This window comes from Bradyrhizobium sp. STM 3561 (assembly GCF_045571455.1).
Lineage (GTDB): Bacteria > Pseudomonadota > Alphaproteobacteria > Rhizobiales > Xanthobacteraceae > Bradyrhizobium > Bradyrhizobium vignae.
Window position 1 is genome coordinate 8,037,919 of record NZ_CP120695.1, and the last position, 16,592, is coordinate 8,054,510.

A 16,592-nucleotide genomic window follows, 5' to 3' on the forward strand; every position below is an offset into this window, starting at 1 on the left:
CGACGCAAGTGAACGGGCAAACCGCTTTGATTGCAAGCGGCCCCACGAGTCTGGCAGTCTGGTGAATGAGCCTACGAATGAAGGTGCCGCTCGAGACCGATCTCCATAGACTGCGAAATTGATGGAAGCTTTGAGGCCCTCAGATCTTCAAACCGCGCTCGGTGAGAGCGGAAGAAGCGTGGCTTGCAGGCGGCGCGAGATTTCGCCGGTGCTCTCATCGAATGGTCATACCTCTGCGCCGGATGGCTGTAGTCATATGGATAGTTGAAGCCGAAGTCATCTGCGAGGCCTGTCGCTCTGCAACCGCTGGGACACGAGATCTGCAGAGTTCTTGACGTCTCACACCATGACGACGTGAGTGCGACGGTTGCATTGGCTGAAGGAACGACGAGCTGAGCTCAAATGGATGCCTTGTCAGCCACCGAGACGCAAACTCTGATTCAGACTGCTGTCGAGTTCGTCGTTGCGGCCGGTCTTGGCGCGGCCCGGGCCCTCGGGATTATGCTGGTTCTTCCGGTATTCACGCGACCGCACATTGGCGGGATTATCCGCGCAAGCGCGACGGTTGTGATTGGATTGCCTTGTTTGATGCAGATCAGGAACGGCTTGCAGACACTAGATCCGGGCACCCGTATGGTTGCGGTCTCGCTCCTCGGTTTGAAGGAGATATTTATCGGCCTGCTGTTCGGGTTTCTGCTTAGTATACCACTTTGGAGCATCCAGGCCGTTGGTGACATCATTGATACCCAGCGCGGCATCTCCAGCCAGGTGGACGATCCTGCGACACGCAGTCAAACCGCCGCGATGGGGCTCTTTCTCGGGACTGCCGCGGTTACGATCTTCGTTGTATCAGGGGGTCTGCAGACCATGGTCAGATGCCTCTATGGAAGTTATCTGATCTGGCCCGTGTATCGGCTGCTACCGCCTCTGACCCAGCAAGGGGCAATGGAGTTTATCGGGCTCCTCGACCATATCATGCACACGACCCTCGTGGTCGCCGGGCCCGTGCTGGCTCTGCTGCTTCTGATTGACGTATCCCTCATGCTGCTGGGGCGCTTTGCGCCGCAAATCAAGCTGAACGATCTCTCTCCGACCATCAAGAACGCCGCCTTTGGCACCATCATGGTCAGCTACGCCGTCTTCCTGATCGAATATATGGGAGCAGAGATCATTCGGTTCAACGACGTGCTGGAGTGGCTCGAGAAGTTCTTGAAATGAACGACACGAGCGAAGAGAAAAACCTTCCACCAAGTCACAAGAAGCTGAGGGACGCGCGTAAGAAAGGGCAGAGCCCGCGCAGCGCCGAGTTTGTGACCGCGGCAAGCCTTTGCGCTGGTTTCGGTTGCCTGTGCTTCAGGGCCAGCTCGATCGAAGACGGATGGCGCGAAGCCGTGCGGCTCATCGACAAGCTGCAGGAACAGCCCTTCAACAGTGCGGCCCGGAAGGCGTTGCTCGGATTGATAGACCTTTCTATAGCAGCCGCGGCCCCCATCCTAGGTGCGGCGGTGGTTGCGGCGATTCTGGCCGGTGTCTTGGCCGGCGGGGGGCTAACGATTTCGGTTGAGCCGCTTAAACCCAGCTTTGAGAAATTGGATCCCGTCAAAGGGCTGAAGCGGATTGTCTCCCAGCGGTCGGCTGTCGAGCTTGGAAAGTCTATCGTCAAAGTTTTGGTTCTTGGCGCTACGTTCGTTTTCACTGTGCTCGCAAGTTGGAGGGCACTGGTATACTTGCCCGTGTGCGATTTGAGCTGCTTTGGTTTTGTCTTTAAAGAGCTCAAAGTGCTGATCGCGATCGCTGCCGGCGCTCTTCTGATTGGCGGCTTGGCTGATCTGCTCATTCAGCGTTGGTTGTTCTTGCGCGACATGCGCATGACGCAGAGCGAAGCCAAGCGCGAGTCCAAGGAACAGGATGGTAATCCGCAGATCAAGGGTGAACACCGCAGGCTCCGCCGGGAGTCGGCGAACGAGTCTCCGCTCGGCGTCCATCGGGCGACATTGATACTGACGGGGCGAGCGACATTGATTGGGCTGCGCTACGTTCGGGGCGAGACCGGCGTTCCGGTACTGGTGTGCCGCGGCGAGGGCGAAACGGCTTCACAGTTGCTGGCGGAGGCGCGCGCCCAACGTCTGAGCATTGTCGAGGATCATGTGTTGGCGCGTCAGCTGATCCGAAAAGGTACGATGGGCAAGGCCGTTCCGATGGAGTGTTTCGAGAGGGTTGCAAAGGCAGTCTTTGCCGCCGGCCTCGTTTAGCGTCGCGCAAACATCGATGCGCTCAAACCACTGGGCAATGACCGAACTGTCCCAGAACCTGATCTGCGAGCTGCACGATCCCCAAAAAAAGACCGAGCAAAGGCTGGAGTCCAGGAGGCTCGTCGGCCGATTCCAAACAGAATGCCAACCGACGTTCATGCTGTTCGGGTTCTACGAGCAGCTTATTGGGTTTCTGGCGCAACCCTGGTATGGGTGTCATCCTCCAAATTGCTCCTGTTGCCCACCGTCGTTGCCCCACGTGCGGTGATGGGAAGCACTGCACGATCACCACTGGTCGGCATGACAGCGTGATTGCCTAACAGGTCGCCAGGATCATTGATCGTGACCGCGAGGTTATTCCGGACTGAGCAGCCAAGGGTCGGGTTGAACGAATTCTCGTTCACCGTAGGACCGACGATGGAGAGCGAGGGGCAGACCGGAGGATGAGCTTCGAAAGTGATCGCTTCGATCCTCACCCCGGAACGAGCCGGCAGATCCACACGAGAAGCGGACAGGAGGATGTTGTAATTGGCAACACCCATGGCGCGAGCCTCGTCGGCGACCTGTGCGATGAGTCTGGGTGAGCCGATGACCCTCACATGGAGGGCATCCCGCCGGCCGCGACTGGTCGCTGCAATAAAGCTTCGCAGCCGATGCCGTTCGGGGCCACGAAGGCTCTGCAGGAACAGCACGCTACTCTTCTGCTCGACCTGGATCTCTTGGTCAGCCGGCGCGGGCTGGATCGAGGCCGGATTTGCGCAGCCACCCATTATTGCCGCAATAAAGATCGGGTAGCACAGATGTCGCAATGTCATTTGACGATCCTCATTCGACAATAAAGCCGGCGTTGCCGGTCAGTCCTGGCGCGCTGGCGCGAGGCGCATCGCGCTCTCGTGGCGGCCGGGCCACCGTGTTCGTCAAAATCCGCCCCGCGTCTGAGGGCGGCGAGATGCGGTCGCTTGGCGCACTCATCTTGTTCGGATTCGATGCGGGCCGCACGATGTAGGGCGTGACAATAATGACCAGTTCGGTTTCACGTTTTTGAAACGATGAGGAGCGAAAAAGTGCGCCCAGGATGGGCACATCACCAAGCCAGGGAAACTCGCCGATGTCAGTGTTGAAGTTGCGCCTGATGAGGCCGCCGATTGCAAAGCTCTGACCGCTGGCGAGCTCGACCACGGTGCTCGCCCGCCGAGTCGAGAGGGCAGGGACCGCCATGCCATTGATTTTGACTTCGCCTTCGCTCGACAGTTCGCTGACTTCGGGCTTCACCCGGACGTTGATCTGATTATTGTTGAGAACCGTCGGAACGAACTCGAGGCTCACGCCGAACTGGCGAAATTGGACCGAAACCTGCCGGTTATCCTGCATCACCGGAATGGGGAATTCGCCGCCGGCGAGGAAGCTTGCCGCTTCGCCGGACATCGCCGTCAGATTCGGCTCAGCCAGGATTGAGGCTAGGTGCTCGCTTGCGAGAGCGTCCAGAACAGCGCTCAAGTTGGTGTTGCCGGCGCTAAACCCAATCCCGATCGTGCCGCCGCCGCCGGCTGCGCCGGACCCTCCCCCTTTGCCGGTGACAAGGAAAGCGCCGTTTGGGCTCGAGGCGGTGAAGTTGATGTTGAGATCCTTGACCGCGCTGCGGGAGACCTCTGCCACCCGGACGCTGAGATTCACCTGTAATGAGCCGGCGACCTGGATCTTGTTGACTACCAGCGCGCCAGCCCCAAGAAACTGCTCAGTGACCTTCCTAGCGGTCTCGACGACCTCGGCATTAGGCGCCGTACCGCTAAGGATCGCACCGCGCGGGGTATAGCTGACCTGAATCGGATAGTCGCCGACCTCGGCCTTCAGCGCGGCCCGCAGATCCTCGATCGGTTGGGTGACGACAACACGCAGCTCGGCGAGAGCCTCTCCATTGTCGTTTAGCGCGAACAGGCTAGTCCGTCCCGACTTTTTGCCAAAGACGAAAATCGTGGTGTTCGAAGGCGCCTGATAATCCGCAATGGCCGGGTCGGCAATAAAAATGCTCGCAGCCGGTCCGGTCAGATGAACTGTCTTTCCCTGTGAGGAGGTAAGGTTGAGCGTGCCGGTGGTGCTGCCAGGCGCAGCACGTGGCGGTTCTCCTTTGCCCTCTCGCTTTGCCTGAGCTGCGGCAGCAAGCGGAAGTAGCAGAGCGACTGCGCACAGGGCGTAGCAGAGGCGGGGAAAAGCGGCAGAGTGCGAGCTGCTGGCGACCACCGACGGCTCATCGGCGGCGGCGTCATTGTTAACGACGTTCAAGGGATTGTTGCCTTCAAGTGAGACTGCTAGGCAGCCGATGCTGCGCCGATGAGTTCAAGGGTGTAGCCGACACCGCGCGCGGTCTTGATCCTGAGCGTTGCCCCGGCCTGGTTCAAATGCGCTCGTAAGCGGTAAATCCCGACCTCCAGCGCATTGGTCGAGACCTCGTCGTCAAATGCATACAAGCTTTCTTCGAGCGCTGTGCGGGGCACGGTACGGCCCGCGCGGTTGAGCAAATGTTCGAGAATGCACACTTCGCGGCGCGCAATTCTCAGTACTCGCCCACCGACGGAGACCTGTCTCGCGATCGGATCGAAATGCAGATTCCCGAATGTCACCACCGGCGCCGTCATCTGCGTTGATCGTCGCAAAATAGCTCGCATGCGAGCAATGAGTTCGTCGATAGACACTGGCTTTGGCAGAAAATCATCTGCGCCCGCATTGAAAATTGCAATCCGCCGGCTGAGATCATTGAGACTGCTCATCATCATAGCCGGCATTGATCGTCCCTCGCGCCGCAACTGCTTCAGCCAGTCCAATCCGTCTCCATCGGGCAAAACCGATTCGAGCAAGACCATGTGGTAGTTCGCGCAATCGAGCGCGGCCGACGCTTCATCCAGCGTGCGCGTCACGTCGACGACGAACCCACAATTTAAGAGCGTTTCCTTCACGGCGCGGCCAAAGTCCGCATGATCATCAACCAGGAGAATTCGCATTCATCGCCTCTCGTCCATCCTCGCCAGGACTTGAGCGTGTCACGCTTGACCATGAGAGTCGGCGGAACCCTGAGGCTGCCGCTTTGGCGTGAAATCGAAAAGCCGTAAACGACACGCAAGGGCTTGTTGGCAGGCGACCCATGTCTGCGCGTCCATCGTCATGGGATAGGTGGAGGCCTGCGGCGGATAGCTTGCGCGGGCGGCGCGGCTCACAATTTCCCTTACGCCGGCAAGAGCTCTGCAATCTCTGACGAGGCTGAGAGTCCTGGCCGCGCGCTGATGCATCTGTAGGCCGAGCATAGCGGTTCCTGCATGCGCTACGCGAGCGCCTGCAGTAGCGATAGCGTCAAACCGCCCGAGCGAAACGAAAGCGCAGGCGAGAGCGGCTGTATTTGGCGCCGAACAGACTTGCGAAACCGACATGGAAACTCCCTGATTCGTCTTGATCCGCGGTCAGTCCTGCAAGGCTGTTGAGCCCGTAGTGTCGTCACGTCACGACAACGCAAGTGTTCCGCGTTTGAGGACACTTCACCCGCTAAGCATCCGCCAATGGGCTGGAAAAGGCCGAGATGCGCGACGAGAGGATCAACACGCGCCCCATCGGCGGGATACACATCCTCTCGCTAGCCGATGATAGCCAAGCAAGATGTCAACTGCCCCGAAGTTCGGTCGCTCCGGAGACGTTATCCGCCGCAGTCGAGCAAATGCTGCCAACGGAGGACAAATTGAGTCCGGCGTTGCCATCATGCATTGTCTGAGGTGGTTACGCCGGCTCCGTTTCGTCAGACGGGGTGAACGGCGAAAGAATGATCTAATCTCGAGCTTGGACTCGGCCTGTGGTCGGCATAGGCGAAAGAGCGATTGTCCGCGTTGTTCTCGCGCGCTGGATCCTGGTCTGGCTGCGAGGAGGGTGCGGCATCCTGCGCTCACAGAGCAGATGAACGACGCAAGCTTTGAAGGGGAGCAGTCGAGCACTGTGACGAGGCGGATCGGCCGAGCATTGAGGTGTTGAGACGTTCGCAAGTGTTGCTACCTGTCAGGAAGAATTCACGCGAGCGGATTCTGTCGCGAGACTGTCGGAAATCCTACAATCTGACGCTGGGTAAGATTCAAGTGCCCTTAAAGGCTCCTTGTAGCGTGCCCTCAAATTCGGAATCGTTGCGAGGCAAACGGCGACACAGTTCGGCCATGCCGTCGACCTGCGCGTGACGGTCGGTCTCGCTCTTTCCTACGTCGTGAGCATTTGTCCATCCAATTGAGAGTAGCGCCAGAAACCCCTTTGACCTGCGCGAAGAGCCAGTCGTTGTTATCAGGCTTTGCGCAAACCATGACGCCAGGATCGGGCGATCCGATCCGCCTCATACGTGGCAATTTAGTGGGAAGATCATGGCGAGGCGCGGGATGCGTCCACCCGACGACAGGAGCGTCGTGCGAGCAAAGTTGTGCGGCAAGGGACTGAGGAGAGAATCGATTGCCAGACGTCATCTTGAATGCGGCCTCCATACATTGCGATCGACTATGGGGCGTTTAGGTGTGCTCGGCAAAATCGATTGTTTTGATGGAACGCATCCAGGGGGCGGATCGGCCGTACTGCAACAGCGCCGCTTGCTGCGGACGAGTGAATAACTGATACGATCACGGCCGAAACACCTGTTGGTTGACCGCGCGGTTAATGTCAGGCCGATCTAGCTAAGGCGGGGAGCGTTCAGCGGCTTACCTCATCAAAGCCGCCCGTCAGCCGCGAGGGGAGGCTAACAAATTGATGCCGGGCGGTGTCACAACACATCCAAGATGCAAGGATGCTCCAACGAGAGGGCTGGGGAGAGAGGATGATCCGGCGTCCTCCCGACCGTCGGAGGCGCGTTCTTCGTCGCAGCCCTCAGCCGCTGTACCGGTCGATCGGCGAGTTGATCGTGCCATCGGTCACGCCGCCATTATGCTCAAGCTGTTATGCGTGAGGCGGAGCTGGTGTGCCGTTTTCTAGTTCCTCCTTGGGCTGTGTTTTGGTGCTTGACGCCTACGAACCCGCCAAACGGCGCAGTCGACAGACCATCTACTCATTACCCTCGCGCTTGTAGGGATTTGCCTCGCTAGCGGTCCGGTAGCCTTCCAAATTGCCGCCCAGGAACAGGCGTTCGGTTTCTCGAGTTGGCGTTCTACCCAGTGAGCACATTAAATCGACGTCCCCATCGATGGTGTCCTGATCTTCGGCATTCATTCCAAGCGCAATGCTCCTCAGCACGTCGTCCGGCGTCCAGATAGTGGACTTCGGTACGGTGTAGGTGTGCAGCGCGTCCGCATTGTTGGCGATCGCTCTCGCCCAAGGATCGCGAGAGACGACGAGTTTTGTCGGATCCTCGACCAACGATACGAAGGGTGATGCTGTTGTCTTGCCGCGCATATGCCAGCCAGCTTGGCGCGCTCGGTCCATAGGATACCGCTCCAGAGGATCTCCAACGGAAGAATGATCCCGAGCTGTGTTGCGGACATGCGATATTGCGCTCGTGTTTTCTTCCGTGCGCGGCTTGCAATGATTGTCCTGATTTTGAAAACGCCGCAGCGTGACATATGACGACCCCGCTACGTCGTCGAATACGCGGTCTCGATCAATGTCACCATCGATCGCCGACGACCAACGTGCTGCTTGCTGCTTGGCAAGTGCGATCTCGTGCCGAAGTGCTTCAAGAGTGGCACCTGTCAGTGTTGCGGCAAGCTGAGCGCGCGCACTGACGAATGATGCGGCTGGATAGCGACTGGGTTCCGAGGCCGCCTCGTTTGGCGCAGATGAGGGCGTGGCGCTCGCAGGATCTGCCGCTAAGGAGACCGACTCCGAGGTTGGATAGCGCGAATTCAAGTTGTCTGGAGCCAAGTCATTCAGCTGCCGCTCAAAGCTTGCTTGAGCGTCTGAACTTGTCGGTGCGCTGGTGTAGGCGCTAAGCCCGTCCTGCTGCCCACCGACGTGGTGCGGCTGGTGAACCTCAAAGGAATTGTCTGGGGCATTCCGTGGATCGACATTCATCTCACTCTCCTTCGAAGTGCCGCCTGTCGGCGCGGATTGTTGCAGCTCCAGCTTTCCGGAAGCTGACGGACCATAAACGCCATTTAGCTTAAGCGCTGCCTTGTGGCTTCTGGCACTGCTGATTCGATTAGGTTCAGATCGGGGGCATCGACCGCCGCGAAGCGTTCGCTCCACCACCTCATTGCGGACGCCTCGCCTTGAGTAGACGGTCCTTGAGACTAAGAAGGACAAGCAAGCGGATGCGCCTGATCGAGTTATTCTTTCGTAGGTCGTCTGCTTGTGCAGATGTGACGGCTGCATTTTCTCGCTTAAAGGGCCTGCAGTTGGCGAGCGCGACCGCTCGCCGTTTTGTGTTCCAAACGGCCGACCATCAAACGAATCGTTCTAGTCGACGCCCGCGAGCCGAAGCCCCTAGAAAACCTGACCTACGAGGTTGTGACGTCGGAATAGCCGTCACAACCACTTGCGCCTGATTGCGGCAGGCTGCTTTTGTACAGGTGCGGGCGCGCTTGCTGAATGAAAACCAAACAAGTCGCCAGCACGACATCTTGAAAAACGTAAGCTGTGGTACTTACCGAGGGAGAAGAGCATATGAAGATTACCGGCAAAGGACTGACGATCCTGTTGTCGTCCTTGCTTTCGGTCGCGAGCGCTGGCACTTTGGCGAGAGCCGATGAGCCCTCACCGAAATACACCGAGGTGCTCAATGCGCTGCAGACGGGAAAGAATGTGAAGCTCATACTGGACATGAGCCGCTGTAACCCCGCGGAGGGTGGCAAGCCGGCATCGGCGACGCAGGCCGGTCTGGTTATCAACGCATTCAGGGTGACGGCCCAGAACGGAATCAGCTTCGCCAATGCTCATCAAACCGTCGACAGCTCTGGGCATGCCGTGACCGAGTACATCCGCCATAGTCTTAGCCGCGAAGGCAAGCTGACGGTGCGAGCCTCGAAGCTTGTTGTCGGAACCACCGAACTTGTGAATCAAGGCGAATTCATCTGCGAAGTCCCGGATGGCGCAAAGTTCATCTGGTAACGAAGAGCACAGAGAAGAGGGGCGATCCGAAGAGTTGCTTCTTTAATTCTGTAGAGACCGTCGCACTATGACTCGGATCCTTTCGATCTCAGGAACGCGGAGGTTTTCTGGCCGTCTTTTCGTCTGCGAAGGAGCGGGTTGCGGCAACTTGCTGCTGTTCGACCAAGGTAAGTCATGAGCGCCGTCGATCTCCCGTCGATCTCAGCGATTGGAGCATCGGCGGTCCGGCTTGTCATCATCTGGGTTGGAGCCAAGGCTTCTCAGTTGAACGCTCTAGATGAGCTGGGCGAGGTACGTCCCCACGCCCTCCGCGGCTGTTGAGGAGTGTATTTACAACCCGATCAAGCGGCGGACTCGCCATGATTTCGCGCGACCCGCGGCTGCCCCTGGATGCGCTCGTATCTTTCACCCCGCGTCTTTTGGAAGGCTTTCACTTGAAACTTCCGTGCTGCCCAATGCAGCCGTAAAGTGATTGAACGATCCCGCCTAAGATCATCGCTGTGAACGGGCGGTACAGGTTTGCTCCCGCCCGAATCATTCGTTGAGGCGCTCCTGATTTACCAAAATAAGCGATCCAACGTGGATTCGCGAGCTTGAGCGGCTGCCCGCGGTGTCGACCGCATATTGTTCAGCCAAATTGCGGCCGATGGAAGAGAAGAACGCGGCCACCGGGTAGGCTTTCAGCCGTGTAGGGCTCACCATGGATCAAAAAGCAGGTCATGGGGACGTCCTGGCTCGGCAGAAGGCCAAGGTTTTGGAGCATGTCAATCACGCGAGGCGAAGCTTCTCGCGGGCCGTGCCTCCAATCGTTGCCGAAAAATTCTCCGAGTTCAGGCACGTGTGGGAACGAGTGATGGCCCGGGACGGGCGCGGCGGACGGCAGTTGAAGGTTCGCCGCCTGTAATTCTAACCAAGAGGGAAGATCAAACCCAGATGAGAGACCGTAGGTTTGCGGGGGAGCCGCCGGCGACACGAGCGCAGCGTCACTCCTCGAAGCGAACCTTGGGTGATGGATGAGTTGAACGTCATTGGATCCTCTCGGCCCCAGCACGGCTGTATAGCGTTCTCCGCCAATCTCATAGTTCATGAGCGGATATTCCGCGTTAGGCAAGAAGTCCCACTTGCCCAGCTCTGAAAGCATCATGTCCGGAGCCGGCTGGGTGCGATGGAAAAAATCGTTGGGCGCTGCGAACGAAACGTCAAATGTATCGCCAACAGCGGGAGAGCGCAGATGGACGAGCTGAAGATCGCCATACCCACGCGGTCCGAACACACCCGAATAGCGTTCACCGTGAATGTCGTAGGTCTTTACCCGCTGTGCTGCATCCGGCATCTGACCCCACCGGCTGAGCTTGGAACGCAGCATGTCGGGTGCAGGCTGGGTGCCGTGGGAAAAACCTTCGGTAACGGCCAAGGAGGCGTCAAAGCTCTCGCCGGCGGTCTCCCCATCTTGATCCATCATTCGTGAAAAGTCTTTCTCAGAGGCGGGACCCTGCGGTCGTGAGCTGGACTGCCAAATCACGGCATCGAAAGGATCCGCTCCGCCGGCGCTATCGGCTGTCGCCTCCATTGCCGGCCATAACTTCGATACCTCCAGATCGAAAGCAGGCGCAAACTGGTCTCGATCCGCAGCATCGAAGAGCTCTTGCTGGACGACACTTTGCACGTGCGGAGGGGGGACCGAGCCGGCGGTTGGCCAACAGACCGGTGCATCGTTGGATGTCGTCGGCAAGGCCTCGCGATTAGCAGCACCTAGGAGCTGATCGCGGGCGACATCTTGCACGGGCGAGTGGGCGACCGAACTCATGCTCGGCCAAAGCACCGGTGCACTGACTGGCGGCAGGCCCTCGCGATCGGCGGCATCGAATAGCGCTTCCTGTTCGAAACTCTGCAGGGGCAAGGGGGCGGCGGCACGCATTTCCTGCCAAAGTACCGGCGCATCGAAGCTGACAGGTGGAGGCACATCGTTTTGGCGCACAGCGTCGAAAAGCATATCCTGTGCGACAAGCTGCGCTGGAGAACGAGGAGTTAAACCCATTCCCTCCCAAAACTGCAGAGCACTGAAACCGCCCGCCGGCAATGAGCTCTCCGCGTTCGCTAACGGCTGTTCACGTTCGAAAAGCTGGACGGGTAAATCGGCGGTCGGCTGCATTGACTGGCGCGAATCGCCCCCGTAGCCCGGCGAGTTGTCCCGCCCCGCGATGCGGCGATAGTCATCCAGCCTGTTCAACGCATAGATCAGTCTCTTGTCCTTCGGAAACAAAGCATCGGCATAGCCGAGCAGCGCTTTGTGGCTGAGCTTGGTGATCGACAAGGGGCGCAATGCTGCCGCTAGCTTGCGAAGACTGCTAGCGTAATTTCCGGCGGTTTTTGCGTCCATTGCTCGACCAAAGCCCGCATCAGTCGCCTCTCTGATGAGGTTGGCGTCTTCCTTGGACGGACGATAATGAGTTGTGGGGGGCGGAGCGGTATCGCTGGGCTCCCGGTACCTACTCACCATTGACAGTGCAGGGACGATGACCTTGTCTTCTGGCAGGAGCTGCTTGGAGCGCTCAAGCAACGTATCGTCATCGAGCTCAGCAATCGAGTGACCAGACTGCTTCAGAAGCTCCGCCAATTTGCGAAGCCGACGGTCATAGATTTCAATGGTAATCGCCTTTGGCGGTGGGCCTCGTTCAAGGGCAGCACCAGATGCTGCTTGGATGAGGCGATCGTCTTGTTCGGTGATGTCATAAAGCCCGCTATGGGAATATACCGGGCCAAGCTGTCGCGTCTCTCGCAAGTGTTGCTCGAACACCGCTTGCGGTTCTTTGGGCTGTTCGGCCCTGGTATCTGACGCAGCGGAATCTTTATACGCTGGGTTGATCGCGTCGTATCGATCCATGCTGCAGTCCGCGGGCTTCGTTTCCTCGTTCTCTCGCTATTCACGTTAGCTTTCCAAAATCTGACCTGGCCGGCCGACAAGTTAGAATGAATGTTGGTCGGCAAGTGCCTTTTCGAGCCCGACGACAAGTGCGGCGAACGTAAAGACGGTACAGGCTTCGGCTAAAACTCTGGTTTTCCAGGGGGGACGCGGAGACTCCCCCGACGGCCAGCTCGGCCGGAGCATTATAGACGGAGAAGGCTGCTTTCGATTTCCGAGCATCGAAAACAGCCGAGTTATCTTGCTAAGCCTCCACCCTCAATCTTCTTTGCCTGACTTTCTGTATGGATTCGATGTGCTCGCGGTCCGATAGTCATCCAGATTCCCGCCCAGAAACAATACCTCGCGCTCCTCAGTTGGGGTATCGCTCACCCAGGCCAGGTCGGGTTCATCATCCTCAGTCCCGTCCTCAAGAATACTGACGATCTCATCGGCCGTCCAAGCGGTGATCCTCGGCACCGTGTACGTGTGCAACTCATTCGCATTTTCCGCGATCACTTTGGCGCCATACTCGTTGTCGTCGTCCGGCGAGAGGAGCAATTGTGAGGCCTCCTCGGACAATGAAACAAAGGGCGAAGAAGTGGTGTCGCCCCTCATGTGTTCTGCCGCTGCGCGACCCAGATCAAGTCGTTGGCCTCCCCAGATATTCCAGGGGGCGGCGTCGAAACGCGCAGCCGCCATAGAACGCAAATGGGCCATCGCGGTTTGATTGGCCAACCCGCGCGGCTTGCAATGGCTGGCGTGGTTTTGGAAGCGCTGCAGCTCCGCGTATGAGGATGCCACCACGTCGTCGTAAACCCGGCTACTATCCACGCCGCCGGCCGACGGTCCAGTCGCTCCTGACCATGGCGTTGATGTCTGCGCAGCGAGTTCGATTTCTCTTCTGAGTTCCGCAATGTTCGCGCAGGTCAGCGTTGCGGCGAGTTGAGCGCGCGCTCTTACAAAGTTTGCGGCTGTGCACCGTTCGCTCTTCGGGATAAGGTCCGCTCTCCTATTGCCTTCCGTTGCAGTTCGGGACGATCCACCCCCGGCTGAAGCTGGTGCTGGGAGGACAGGCCGATGCTCTCCAAGCCGCAGCTCAAAGTCTGCTTGCGGCGCAGTCTCTTCCTGGTGCGGCTCGACGTAACTGATGCGAGCCGCGGACGCGTTGACGTTGTCAAATGGGTCCATTCCCTTCTCCCACTGGTTGCCTTGTCAATGTCATCGAGCAAAGTTGGTCCGATAAGGATCAGAGGCTGAGCCGGGCGCAACTCTCGATAAAATTGCGGCGGACGGTATGTTGAGGGCGTACGGAACGGGCTGAGCCAGGATCCAGGTCCTTCTCTTCCAGGTCTTGAGCCATCAAGTGGGCCTGCTAGTCCGAGAGAGATGTTGCTATGCTAAAGGGCTTAGCTGTCGAATAGCTGACCAGGCCCATAGGTTGAAGTAAAGTTCGGGCCCTTGCCGCTGTGCTGGAGGGCCTGTTGTTCATTGCAGAGTTGAGTTTGGCGGACCCTTCGCCCCTATCCAGCTCCACGGCAGTGCGGTGTGCATGGTCTGGGAGAAGCGGTGCGCGAAAGCGCTGCAATCGTTGAGCTTGCGCTGGGTGATAAGTTCATCTGGGCCAGCTTGCATTGTGCGCGAGTCGATGTCGTTGAAAGGTTCGTCCAGGAGCTAGCTCTGATCCGAGTAGTCGATGCCGCAGCCATCGGGCTGGTGATTGCGCCGGTCTGGCGCATTGTGCTTTGTTGGGACTGCTGTTTGGGGCGAGGAGTCGCGCGGGCGCGGCGAAGGCTGGTCGCAAAACACAACCCGCTCGATGCTATTTCAATCCAGGCATCCGCCGCGAGACGTTGAATTGCCAACCAGACGTGACAAGACCACGAACGATCCAGCCCAAGAGGCTCCCACTCCCATGTGCCGGTAAGTGTCGCGGTCCGATATCCTGCTGGGTGACTTCGTCGACGTTGATGCGCCGCGTTTCTTGATGCTCAAAGGCGCCTGTGTCCAAGCTAGCTGAGTCCCGATGCACATATCGGCGCGCTCGCGCGGCCGTGAAGACGGGCGTTTTTGGCAAATTGGCGGTGCGTCATCACACCCGTAGAGTACGCGAGGACATGCGCCGGGCGCGAGAGAATTAACGACGCTCCAGCATCCTCGAATCCAGCGCAGCTTCGAAGCGTTGCGCGTAACGCTGCATCTATAATCTAGAATGGTTCATCGCATTATTAGATGGTGGGCTTGGCGACGCCTTATTGATCGGATGTCACTTTGCGGGCGCAGCAGCAAGCGGTTGACCAATCATGTCGCGCCAAAACTGCCGTGTGCTCTCGAGCGCATCGGGTCATCTCTTTCGCATCGCGCCGGCGCTCCCAATTGCAGTCGCCGCAATTACGCAGAGCGTGTTCGGTGAGTCTGGTCAGAGAGCGCTTGGATTTGAGCGATCGAAAGTAAAACATCGCAATAGAAGAGGATGCCAAGAGACGATAGTAGATTGAAATACTCAACTATTGCGTTTGCACGGTCTGGACCTCTAAAGATCCTCTGATCATTGCTAGCCCGGCCCGGAGTCCAAACATTTGGATCGCGAATGCCATCCAAAACCTCTTCCTAAAAAGGGAGCGAGCTTCTGATGAATTCTGGAGAGGCGATGTGAGTGTACTCGTGTGGAAGCAACCAGCCGCTGGAAACAAGCTGCTACGTGCACGTCAATCGGCAACCCGCGTGGTCGAAGCTCTTCTCGTCCGCGCCTGCTCGGAGAAGATGGCAACACCTAGCAAAAGCTTCTTTGGTGACATTCTTCTCCCATCATCCGACTGTTTGTTGTCTATCGCTCAAATTGATTGCCCGGAGCGCATGAAAGTGAGCTTGCGCGAAAGCGCAGGGCTGCTGACGAGATCAACTTGTCCACAAAGCCCGCCAAGCAGCTCAGAAGCCGCCGCATGAGGGGCTGTGATGTCTTCGGGTAGCTCCATGCTTCATCTTGGCTTAAATCTTCATGGTGCGGGTGGTCATTCCGCCGCGTGGCGCTGGCCGGGCACAAATCCAAGCGCCTTTTTCGACATCGAGCACTACGTCCGCGCTGCGAAGATTGCGGAGCACGGTCTGCTGGATGCTGTATTCCTCGCCGATACCCCCGCGATAAGTTCCGACATCACGCACCAGCCGCCGCTTAATGGGCTCGAACCGACGCTGGTTCTCGCTGTGATTGCACGTGAAACGGAGCGAATTGGCCTGATTGCGACGGCCTCGACTACCTACAACGAACCATACAATCTTGCTCGGCGCTTCCAATCGCTCGATGTCATCAGCCGCGGGCGCGTTGCGTGGAACGCGGTCACGACGTCGAGTCCGGCGACGGTTGCGAACTTTGGCGGTCGAGAGCTCGGGCGAGCGGATCGCTACAGACGTGCGGAGGACTTCGTTGAAACGGTCCGTGCTCTCTGGCTGAGCTGGAGCGGCGAGATGGTCATCGCCGATCAGGCTGCGGGTGTTTACGCAGATCAGAGCCAGTTCCGCCTGCTCGATCCCGCTAGCAATAGTTTCGGCATCCGAGGACCACTTACGCATCCCGCCTCGCCCCAAGGCCACCCAGTTATCGTTCAGGCGGGCGGTTCGGATCCCGGACTACGGCTTGGCGCCCGCAGTGCAGATGTCGTGTTTGCGGCAGCCGGGGACTTGTCAACGGCTCAGCAGGAGGCAGAGCGCCTGCGCGCGCTTTCTCGGCACTTCGGCCGCCCTGCGGCCCCGCTCATCCTGCCAGGCCTTGTCACCTGTATCGGGGGCACCGAGGAAGAAGCGGCGCGTCGCAAAGAAAGCCTTGATGGGCTGCTCGATCTGGATCGCGCCGCCGCCGCTCTTGCACGAAGCATGGGCGTGGCGGTCGAGAAGCTCAGCCTCGAAAGGCCGATCCCGGAGGAGATTTTGCCCACTGCAGATGATGTTCCGTTTTCTGTCGGTCACCATCGCACGATTGAGACTCTGGCGCGTCAGGGTCGGACGGTCCGCGAAATCATCAGCAGCGTTCAAGCGTTTGGCCACCGCTTGCTCGTGGGGGCACCCGAGCAGATCGCGGATTCGATTGAGGCATGGTTCCGCGCTGGCGCGGTTGATGGTTTCAACATCATTCCGGACGTGCTGAAAGATGGTACTTCAGCGTTTGTCGACAATGTGGTGCCCATTCTGCAGAAGCGCGGGCTCTTTCGCAAAGAATATCGCGGGCAGACGCTGCGAGAGCATTTCGGACTTTCCATTCCATTCCAGCCGGGCCCGAGCCACAGCTAGCTCACCATTATGACGCTTCCTCAACATCAGATGATTTGGAGACTGGATATGCATTTGTCGAATGCGCGGTCAACGAGGCGCTTCACTGGACAGTCGAACTATCC

11 protein-coding genes are annotated in these 16,592 nt (G+C 58.4%); 5 read left to right on the forward strand and 6 right to left on the reverse strand.

The features are described 5' to 3' along the window. The first annotated feature begins 402 nt into the window (after window positions 1-402). Together sctT and P6U28_RS38090 are read left to right on the forward strand one after the other, a co-directional pair. Window positions 403-1,218 carry a type III secretion system export apparatus subunit SctT gene (gene sctT / locus P6U28_RS38085; protein WP_122405444.1) on the forward strand — a complete coding sequence of 272 codons (816 nt, stop codon included), beginning with the start codon at window positions 403-405 and terminating at the stop codon, window positions 1,216-1,218. Further along, window positions 1,215-2,252, forward strand: a complete 1,038-nt coding sequence (locus tag P6U28_RS38090) for an EscU/YscU/HrcU family type III secretion system export apparatus switch protein (protein WP_407120911.1) — start codon at window positions 1,215-1,217, stop codon at window positions 2,250-2,252. Before sctT ends, P6U28_RS38090 begins: the two co-directional genes overlap by 4 nt. A gap of 182 nt (window positions 2,253-2,434) precedes the next feature. Here P6U28_RS38090 and P6U28_RS38095 read toward each other — a convergent pair whose 3' ends face one another. The 4 genes from P6U28_RS38095 to P6U28_RS38110 form a co-directional block, all read right to left on the reverse strand. Then, window positions 2,435-3,067 (reverse strand): CpaD family pilus assembly lipoprotein, encoded by a 633-nt coding sequence (locus tag P6U28_RS38095; protein WP_407120914.1) that lies wholly within the window; start codon window positions 3,065-3,067, stop codon window positions 2,435-2,437. 10 nt (window positions 3,068-3,077) lie between these two features. Beyond that, window positions 3,078-4,532, reverse strand: coding sequence for a type II and III secretion system protein family protein (locus P6U28_RS38100; protein WP_164936934.1), 1,455 nt, complete (start codon window positions 4,530-4,532; stop codon window positions 3,078-3,080). A 26-nt stretch (window positions 4,533-4,558) separates the two neighbouring features. Continuing rightward, on the reverse strand, window positions 4,559-5,248 hold the full coding sequence (locus P6U28_RS38105; RefSeq protein WP_129143711.1) for a response regulator transcription factor: 690 nt from the start codon (window positions 5,246-5,248) through the stop codon (window positions 4,559-4,561). 2,053 nt (window positions 5,249-7,301) lie between these two features. Further along, window positions 7,302-8,267 carry a hypothetical protein gene (locus P6U28_RS38110; protein WP_407120917.1) on the reverse strand — a complete coding sequence of 322 codons (966 nt, stop codon included), beginning with the start codon at window positions 8,265-8,267 and terminating at the stop codon, window positions 7,302-7,304. A gap of 591 nt (window positions 8,268-8,858) precedes the next feature. Here P6U28_RS38110 and P6U28_RS38115 point away from each other — a divergent pair. Then, entirely contained in the window at window positions 8,859-9,302 is a 444-nt protein-coding gene (locus P6U28_RS38115; protein ID WP_122405438.1) for a VirK family protein, read from the forward strand. Between the two features lie 628 nt (window positions 9,303-9,930). On the opposite strand, the gene P6U28_RS38120 is transcribed toward P6U28_RS38115, so the two are convergent. Next, entirely contained in the window at window positions 9,931-12,186 is a 2,256-nt protein-coding gene (locus P6U28_RS38120; RefSeq protein WP_407120919.1) for a hypothetical protein, read from the reverse strand. Window positions 12,187-12,483: 297 nt separating this feature from the next. After that, a complete protein-coding gene (locus P6U28_RS38125; RefSeq protein ID WP_407120921.1) occupies window positions 12,484-13,395 on the reverse strand; it encodes a hypothetical protein in 912 nt (303 codons plus the stop codon). A 1,461-nt stretch (window positions 13,396-14,856) separates the two neighbouring features. Here P6U28_RS38125 and P6U28_RS38130 point away from each other — a divergent pair. Both P6U28_RS38130 and P6U28_RS38135 read left to right on the forward strand, forming a co-directional pair. Beyond that, window positions 14,857-15,150 (forward strand): hypothetical protein, encoded by a 294-nt coding sequence (locus P6U28_RS38130; protein ID WP_407120923.1) that lies wholly within the window; start codon window positions 14,857-14,859, stop codon window positions 15,148-15,150. 27 nt (window positions 15,151-15,177) lie between these two features. Continuing rightward, complete coding sequence (locus P6U28_RS38135; RefSeq protein ID WP_407120925.1) at window positions 15,178-16,488, forward strand: NtaA/DmoA family FMN-dependent monooxygenase; 1,311 nt, start codon at window positions 15,178-15,180, stop codon at window positions 16,486-16,488. The last annotated feature ends 104 nt before the right edge of the window (window positions 16,489-16,592 follow it).